Annotated in this window: 5 protein-coding genes and 1 pseudogene; all 6 read left to right on the plus strand. The window is 72.2% G+C overall.

Features of this window, described 5'->3' with window-relative positions:
* Positions 1-485, plus strand: a pseudogene (locus tag H0X00_RS19235) (purine-nucleoside phosphorylase); the annotation flags it as partial.
* 7 nt (positions 486-492) lie between these two features.
* Complete coding sequence (locus tag H0X00_RS19240; RefSeq protein ID WP_293774019.1) at positions 493-2067, plus strand: phospho-sugar mutase; 1575 nt, start codon at positions 493-495, stop codon at positions 2065-2067.
* Positions 2068-2118: 51 nt separating this feature from the next.
* The gene (locus H0X00_RS19245; RefSeq protein WP_293774021.1) at positions 2119-3897 is read left to right on the plus strand and encodes an N-acetylglutaminylglutamine amidotransferase; all 1779 of its coding nucleotides are present in this window, start codon (positions 2119-2121) and stop codon (positions 3895-3897) included.
* Between the two features lie 14 nt (positions 3898-3911).
* Positions 3912-5705 carry an N-acetylglutaminylglutamine synthetase gene (gene ngg / locus H0X00_RS19250; RefSeq protein ID WP_293774022.1) on the plus strand — a complete coding sequence of 598 codons (1794 nt, stop codon included), beginning with the start codon at positions 3912-3914 and terminating at the stop codon, positions 5703-5705.
* 5 nt (positions 5706-5710) lie between these two features.
* The gene (locus H0X00_RS19255; protein WP_293774023.1) at positions 5711-6883 is read left to right on the plus strand and encodes an osmoprotectant NAGGN system M42 family peptidase; all 1173 of its coding nucleotides are present in this window, start codon (positions 5711-5713) and stop codon (positions 6881-6883) included.
* A gap of 78 nt (positions 6884-6961) precedes the next feature.
* On the plus strand, positions 6962-7723 hold the full coding sequence (gene deoC, locus H0X00_RS19260) for a deoxyribose-phosphate aldolase (RefSeq protein WP_293774025.1): 762 nt from the start codon (positions 6962-6964) through the stop codon (positions 7721-7723).
* Positions 7724-7943 lie beyond the last annotated feature (220 nt).

Raw genomic sequence — 7943 nt, forward strand, 5'->3', positions numbered from 1 at the left:
CCGCCGGTGCCCGCGCGGTGGTGCTCACCAACGCGGCCGGCAGCCTGCGGCCCGAGTGGCCGCCCGGCACCCCGGTACTGATCGCCGATCACCTCAACCTGACCGGGGCCTCGCCGCTGCGCGGCGCCCGCTTCGTCGACCTGACCGACGCCTACTCCCTCACGCTGCGGGCGCACGCCCGCACCGTGCGTCCGGCCCTGCCCGAAGGCGTGTACGCGCAGTTCGCCGGCCCGCAGTACGAGACGCCCGCCGAGGTGAGGATGGCCGGCACGCTCGGCGCCGACCTGGTCGGGATGTCGACGGCACTGGAGACGATCGCGGCCCGTGAGGCCGGACTGGACGTGCTCGGCCTGTCACTGGTGACCAATGCCGCGGCCGGCACCGGCCCGGACCTGGATCACGCCGACGTCCTCGCCGCCGGTCGCGCGGCGGCCGGTGAACTCGGGGCGCTGCTGGCCGAGATCCTCACCACCTGGCCCGGCTGACCAACGGATGTCATCCGCAGAGGAGACGCCGGTGCGCTTCGGTACCGCCGGTCTACGCGCCCCGATGGGCGACGGGCCGGGCGAGTTCAATGTCGACCTCGTCGCCCGGGCCACCCACGGGCTGGCCGTTTATCTGACGTCCCGTCAGGTACCGGGGCCTGTCGTCGTGGGTTTCGACGCGCGGCACGGCTCGGCCGAGTTCGCCGCGGAGGTGGCCGCCGTCCTCGTCGGGGCCGGCCGGTCCGCGCTGGTGATGCCGAGGCCACTGCCCACGCCGGTGCTGGCTTTCGCGGTGCGTGGCGCCGCGGCCGGGGTGATGATCACGGCCTCGCACAACCCGGCCACCGACAACGGCTACAAGGTCTACCTCGCCGACGGGGCCCAGATCGCACCGCCGGAGGACGCGACCGTCGAGGCGGCGATGGCGCACGCTCCGCCGGCCGCGGAGATTCCCCGCTCGGCCGTGGGGATCGGGCGGTCGGACGACACCGTCGAGATCACGGTGACCGCGAGCCGGGCGTCCGGCCGGGCCCGGATCGCGGTCGTCCCCGAGGCGGTGATCCAGGGCTACCTGACCCGAGCGGTGGGCCTGCTCCAGCCGGGCGGCCCTCGGACGTTGCGCGCGGCCTACACGCCGTTGCACGGGGTCGCCGGCGCGACGTTCCGTCGGGCCTGGGCCGCTGCCGGATTCGACCCCCTCGTCGAGGTGCGCGAGCAGGCCGAGCCCCACCCCGACTTCCCCACCGTCGCCTTCCCCAACCCGGAGGAGCCGGGGGCGCTGGACCTGGTCACCGCCGCCGCGGTCCGCTCCCACGCCGACCTGGTGCTGGCCCACGACCCCGACGGCGACCGGTGCGCGGTGATGGTGCCGGTGGCGGACGGCTTCCGGGCACTGTCGGGCGACGAGGTCGGCGCGTTGCTCGCGTCGCACCTCCTCGAACGGGATCGGATCCCGGCGGACGGGGCGTTGGCCACCACGATCGTGTCGTCGCCGCTGTTGGAGCGGATGGCAGCGGCGCACGGTCGCCGCTGCGTCCGGACGCTGACCGGCTTCAAGTGGCTGGCCCGGGTGCCGGGCCTGGCCTACGCCTACGAGGAGGCGCTCGGCTACTGCACCGATCCGGGGGCGGTGCGGGACAAGGACGGCATCACCGCGGCGCTGCTGGTCGCTGAACTTGCCGCCCACTGCCGCGCCGAGGGCGCGACCCTGCAGGACCGCCTGGACGACCTCGCGCGCCGCTACGGCGTCGCGGACTCTGCGCCGCGCTCGATCCGCACGACCGACGCCGACATCGTCGGCCGTCTTCTCGCCGATCCACCGGCCACGCTGGCCGGACTTGCGGTCGAGCACGTCGAGGACCTGGCCTTCCCCACCTCCGGCCTGCCGGGGACGCCGGGCCTCCGACTCACCGCCGGCCCACTCCGCGCGATCCTGCGTCCGAGCGGCACCGAGCCCAAGCTCAAGCTCTACCTGCACGCTCTGGGTGCGCCCGGGCCCACCGATCTGGGCCTGGAGCGCCACCGACTCGCGGCCCTGCTGGAGACGGCTGCGGCCGAGCTTCTCGCGCGCCTCGGGGCGTGAGGCGCCCCACGCCGGCGGGTAGGCGGCGGCGGGAGGGGTAGGCCTCACCGCATGTGCGGCTTCGCGGGAGAACTACGCCTGGAGGACGGTCGAGCGGACGTGGCCGCGGTGGCCGCCATGACGGCGACCATGGACGACCGCGGGCCCGATGGCGCCGGGGTCTGGTCCAACGGACGGGTGGCCCTCGGGCACCGCCGGCTGCAGATCATCGACCTCACCGAGGCGGGCGCGCAGCCGATGGTGGACCCGGAACTCGGCCTCACCGTCGTGTTCAACGGCTGCATCTACAACTACCCGGAGCTGCGCGGCGAACTGCAGCAGGCCGGGTACCGCTTCTTCTCCACCTCCGACACCGAGGTCATCGCGAAGGCCTACAAGGAGTGGGGTGACGACTTCGTCGACCACCTGCTGGGCATGTTCGCGATCTGCCTCGTGGAGCGCGACAGCGGCCGCGTGGTCCTGGTGCGCGACCGGCTCGGCATCAAGCCGCTCTACCTGACCGAGCGCCCGGGCGCGCTGCGCTTCGCCTCGACGTTGCCCGCGCTGTTGGCCGGCGGCGGCATCGACACCGACATCGACCCGGTCGCGCTGCACCACTACCTGACCTTCCACTCGATCGTGCCGCCTCCGCGCACGATCCTGCGCGGCATCTCCAAGCTGGCTCCGGCGACGATGCTGACGATCGACGCCGACGGCCACCGCACCGAACGGGAGTACTGGCGCCCGAGCCTGGTCCGCGATCCGGCGAAGGCCGCCTGGGACGAGCGCGACTGGGAGGACGCGGTCTTCGAATCGCTCCGGCTGGCGGTGCGCCGGCGCCTGGTGGCGGACGTGCCGGTCGGCGTCCTGCTCTCCGGCGGCCTGGACTCCAGCCTCATCGTCGGCCTGCTCGCCGAGCAGGGCCAGCACGGTCTGGCCACGTTCAGCATCGGGTTCGAGGCGGCCGGCGGCGAGGAGGGCGACGAGTTCAAGTACTCCGACGTCATCGCCCGCGAGTTCGACACCGATCACCATCAGATCCGCGTCGCCACCGAGCGCATGCTGCCCGCGCTCCCGCGCGCGATCGCGGCGATGAGCGAGCCGATGGTCAGCCACGACGCGGTGGCGTTCTTCCTGCTCTCCGAGGAGGTCGCGCGGCACGTCAAGGTCGTGCAGTCCGGTCAGGGCGCGGACGAGGTCTTCGCCGGGTACCACTGGTATCCGCCGATGCGGGGTGCGGGCGACGACCCCGTCGGCACCTACGCGGCCGCCTTCTTCGACCGCGACCTCGACGCCCGCAATGCCGCTGTGTCCCCGCGCTACCGTCTCGACCGCGACGTCAGTCGGGACTTCGTCGCCGCGCACTTCGGTGCTCCCGGCGCCGAGACCGCGGTGGATGCCGCCCTGCGCCTGGACTCGCAGATCATGCTCGTCGACGACCCCGTCAAGCGCGTCGACAACATGACGATGGCCTGGGGGCTGGAAGCCCGCGTCCCGTTCCTCGACCACGAGCTCGTGGAGCTCGCCGCGGCCTGCCCGCCGGAGCTCAAGCTCGCCCAGGAGGGCAAGGGCGTACTCAAGGAGGTTGGCCGCCGGGTGATTCCCGACGCCGTCATCGATCGGCCCAAGGGCTACTTCCCGGTCCCCGCCCTCAAGCACCTGCAAGGGCCGTACCTGGACCTGGTCACCGAGGCCCTGCACGCTCCCGCCGCGCGGGAGCGCGGCCTGTTCGCCGAATCAGAGGTGGCCCGGCTGCTGGCGGAGCCCAACGGGAATCTGACGCCGCTGCGGGGGAATCCGCTGTGGCAGCTGGGCCTGCTCGAGCTGTGGCTGCAGAGCCACGGCCTGTAGACCGGGGGGACCTTGTGAATACGGAGACGACGCAGCCCACGCCAACCGACGAGCGTCGGGAGTGGTGGCAGGCCCAGTCCTGGCGCTCCCCCGACGCCGAGACCGAGGTGGCGCTGGATCTCGGCTGGGGCCGACTGATCCTGGGTCAGACCTTCGCCGACCACGAGCGCCTGCTCGCCGTACTGTCGGACGAGGCCAGCGGTCGCCGGGACATCTGCATGTACGTGACGGAGCCTCAGGTTCTGGTCAGCCTGGCGCCGTTCGCCTTGTTCATCGACCCGTCCGTGACCTACCGGCTCCACTTCTCACCGGGCGACCCGCCGCAGTCCGCGCCGGACGCGTCCGTGCAGATCCGCACGCTGCGCGACCGCCACGACGCGGACGAGATCAACCGGCTCTACGCCTCCTGCGGCATGCTCCCCGCTCCGCCGGCGGTGCTGCTGCGCAATGCCGAGAACAAGGCTTTCCACTATCTGGTGGCCGAGGAGGTGACCGCCGACGGCAGCACGCGCATCCTCGGGACGGTGACCGGCCTGGACCACGGCGCTGCTTTCAACGACCCGCAGCGCGGGTCCAGCCTGTGGTGCCTGGCGGCCGACCCGCAGAGTTCGCGGCCCGGCATCGGCGAGGCCCTCGTTCTCTCCCTCGCCGCCCGCCTGGCGGCCGCCGGTGCGGCCTACGTCGACCTGTCCGTGCTGCACGACAACGCTCCCGCGATCAAGCTCTACGAGAAGCTCGGCTTCATCCGCGAGCCGGTGTTCTGCGTCAAGCGCAAGAACCCGATCAACGAGCGACTGTTCGCGGCCAGCCCGGCCGAGGACCTGGCGCAGCTGAACCCCTACGCCCGCATCGTGGCCGACGAGGCGATCCGCCGGGGCATCCACGTCGAGGTGCTCGACCCCGCCTGGGGTGAGCTGCGGTTGACCCACGGCGGACGCAAGGTCGTCACCCGGGAGTCGCTGTCCGAGCTCACCAGCGCGGTCGCGATGAGCCGGTGCGACGACAAGCATGTGACCCGGCGCGCTCTCGCCCGGGCCGGGCTGTCGGTTCCGCGCGGACGATGCGCCGATGGCAGCGAGGCCGACACCGCCTTTCTCGCCGAGGTCGGTGCCGTCGTCGTGAAGCCGTCCCGCGGCGAACAGGGTCAGGGAATCACGGTCGGCGTCACCGCGCCGGCCGACCTCGAACGAGCCGTGGAGACCGCGCGCCGGTTCAGCTCCGAGGTGCTGCTGGAGGAGCTCGTCCCCGGCGAGGATCTGCGGGTGCTCGTGATCGACCATCGGGTCGTCGCGGCTGCCGTCCGACGGCCGGCCGCGGTGATCGGCAGTGGGGAGCACACCATCCGCGCCCTGATCGAGGCGCAGAGCCGACGACGGGCCGCCGTGACCGGTGGCGAGTCGCAGATCCCGCTCGACGAGCTCACCGCCGAGGTGGTCGCCGAGGCCGGCTACGACCTGGACGACGTCCTCGAGGCCGATGTGGAGCTGGTGGTGCGCCGGACCGCCAATCTGCACACCGGCGGCACGATCCACGACGTCACCGCCGCGCTGCACCCGGAGCTGGCCGCGGCGGCAGAGCTGGCCAGTCAGGTGCTCGACATCCCCGTCGTCGGCATGGACTTCATGGTCCCGTCCGTCGAAGGCCCGGATTATCACGTCATCGAGGCCAACGAACGCCCCGGCCTGGCGAACCACGAACCGCAGCCGACGGCCCAGTGCTTCGTCGACCTGCTCTTCCCCTCGACCCGGCCGCTGCCCACCGCGTGGGGACCCAACGATGCGCCGGCCGACACCGACCACGGGGTGTGAATGCGATGACCGCGATTCCCAAGGTGCTCCCGATCGACGAGAGCTGGACCCGGGACCTGTTGCTCCGGCTCCTGCTCACCCCGAGCCCGACCGGCCGCACCGACCAGATCATGCAGGTGCTCGGCGAGACCCTCACCGAGCTCCGGATCGACTTCGAACTGACCCGGCGCGGGGCGCTGCTCGCGACCCTGCCCGGGGCCCGGCGCTCGCCGTCGCGCGCCGTGGTCGTGCACTCGGACACGATCGGGATGGCGGTACGCCGGCTCAAGCCGAACGGGCGACTGCAGGCGATCCCGATCGGCACCCACAGCGCCCGGTTCTCCGAGGGGGCGCGGGTGACGATCTTCACCGACGACCCGCAGGTCGCCTACTCGGGCACGGTGCTGCCGCTCAAGGCCAGCGGCCACGCCTACGCCGACGAGGTGGACACCCAGGGCGTCGGCTGGGACCAGGTGGAGATCCGGGTCGACGAGTCGGTCAGCACCGAGCGCGACCTGGCCGGCCTGGGCATCCAGGTCGGCGACTTCATCGCCCATCACGCCCTGCCGGAGATCACCCCTGGTGGCTTCGTGAAGTCCCGTCACCTCGACGACAAGGCCGGCATCGCGGCGGCGCTGGCCGCTTTCAAGGCGGTGCGCGAGGCCGAGGTCGAGCTCCCGGTGGCGGCGCATCTGCTGATCACCATCGCCGAGGAGGTCGGGCACGGCGCCAGCCACGGCCTGCACGCCGACGTCGCGGAGATGGTCTCGATCGACTCCGCCATCGTCGCCCCGGTGCAGGAGTCCGTCGAAACCGGAGTCACCGTGGCCATGCAGGACATGACCGGGCCGTTCGACTACCACCTCACCCGCAAGCTGCTCGCGCTGTGCGCCGAGCACGGCATCGAGCACCGGCGCGACGTGTTCAGCCACTACCGCTCCGACGTCGCCGCGGCCATCGAGGCCGGCGCCGAGATGCGGGCGGCCCTGATCGGCTTCGGCACGGACGCGACCCACGGCCACGAGCGCACCACCTTGCACGCGATCCGCAGTACCGCCGAGCTGACCGGGCTGTACCTGCAGTCCGAGCTGACCTTCGCCGAGTGGGACACCACGCGCCGCGGCGAGCTCGCCGACTTCCCGAGCGACGAGCAACCGGCCCCGGCCCAGTCCACGGTCGAGCCCGGCGGACAGGCCTAGCGCGCCCTCCCTTTGCGTCCGACGAAGCGAGCGCTATCACTCACGCCGCTTCAGACGTCCGCTGCTTAGGATCGCGGGGTGCCCCTGACCCGTGAGCGCCTCGACCTGATCCTGCGGCTGACCGACCTGACCAGCCTGGAGCTGACCGACACCCCGGAGTCCATTGCGGCGCTGTGCGCCCGCGCACTCCGGCCCGACCCCTCCGACGCAACCGTGCCGTCCGTCGCCGCGGTGTGCGTGTACCCGCGATGGGTGAAGGTGGCGGCCGCCGAACTCGCCGGCACCGGGATCGCCGTGGTCAGTGTGGTCGGCAACTTCCCGTCCGGTGTCGCGTCGGTGGCGGAGAAGGTCGCGGAGGCCGAGCAGGCGATCGCCGACGGCGCCACCGAGCTGGATCTGATCGTGGATCACGTCGCGTTCGCCGGCGGCGCCGAGCAGGGCCTCTCCGACGAGGTCGCGGCCGTCCGCGCAGCCAGCCCGGGCGTGCGGCTCAAGGTGATCCTGGAGACCGGTGCGCTGGCCGGGCCGGTCCCGGTCCGCCTGGCCGCCGACCTCGCCCTCGAGGCCGGCGCCGACGTGCTCAAGACCTCGACCGGCAAGGGCCATCCCGGCGCCTCCCCCGCCGCCGTCGCCGTCCTGCTCGATGCCGTGAGCGAGTACGCGGTGCGCCACGGCCGGCAGCCCGGGATCAAGGTCTCCGGCGGCGTCCGCACCGTCGAGGGCGCTCTGCTCTACCTCGACCCGGCCGAGCGCGCCCTGCCGGCGCTCACGCCGGCGACGTTCCGCATCGGCGCCTCCGCGCTCGTCACCGCCGTCGTCGAGGCCCGGCGGGCGCTCTAACCTGACGGCCCGTCATCTTGTTTGCCCCGCAGGGTAAAACCTCATCCACAGGGCCTCGTGGGGATTGATCTTGTCGGGCCCATGGACTACACTTCGAACATATGTTCTGCATATCTGCTTGAGTGCAGTACGATTTCGGGTGTGAGCAAGGAACGGCCGCTAGGCGGAGTCGACTACCCGCGCACGTTGCAGGAGTTCCGGGACTGGTTCCCGAACGATG

This window comes from Sporichthya sp., from assembly GCF_013815995.1.
In the GTDB taxonomy this organism is placed as follows: Bacteria; Actinomycetota; Actinomycetes; order Sporichthyales; family Sporichthyaceae; genus Sporichthya.

Bases quoted from the DNA above. Each gene is read 5' to 3' on its own strand.
- H0X00_RS19245 (WP_293774021.1), top strand. From the start codon at position 2,119: ATGTGCGGCTTCGCGGGAGAACTACGCCTGGAGGACGGTCGAGCGGAC.
- H0X00_RS19240 (WP_293774019.1), top strand. From the start codon at position 493: ATGTCATCCGCAGAGGAGACGCCGGTGCGCTTCGGTACCGCCGGTCTA.
- H0X00_RS19255 (WP_293774023.1), top strand. From the start codon at position 5,711: ATGACCGCGATTCCCAAGGTGCTCCCGATCGACGAGAGCTGGACCCGG.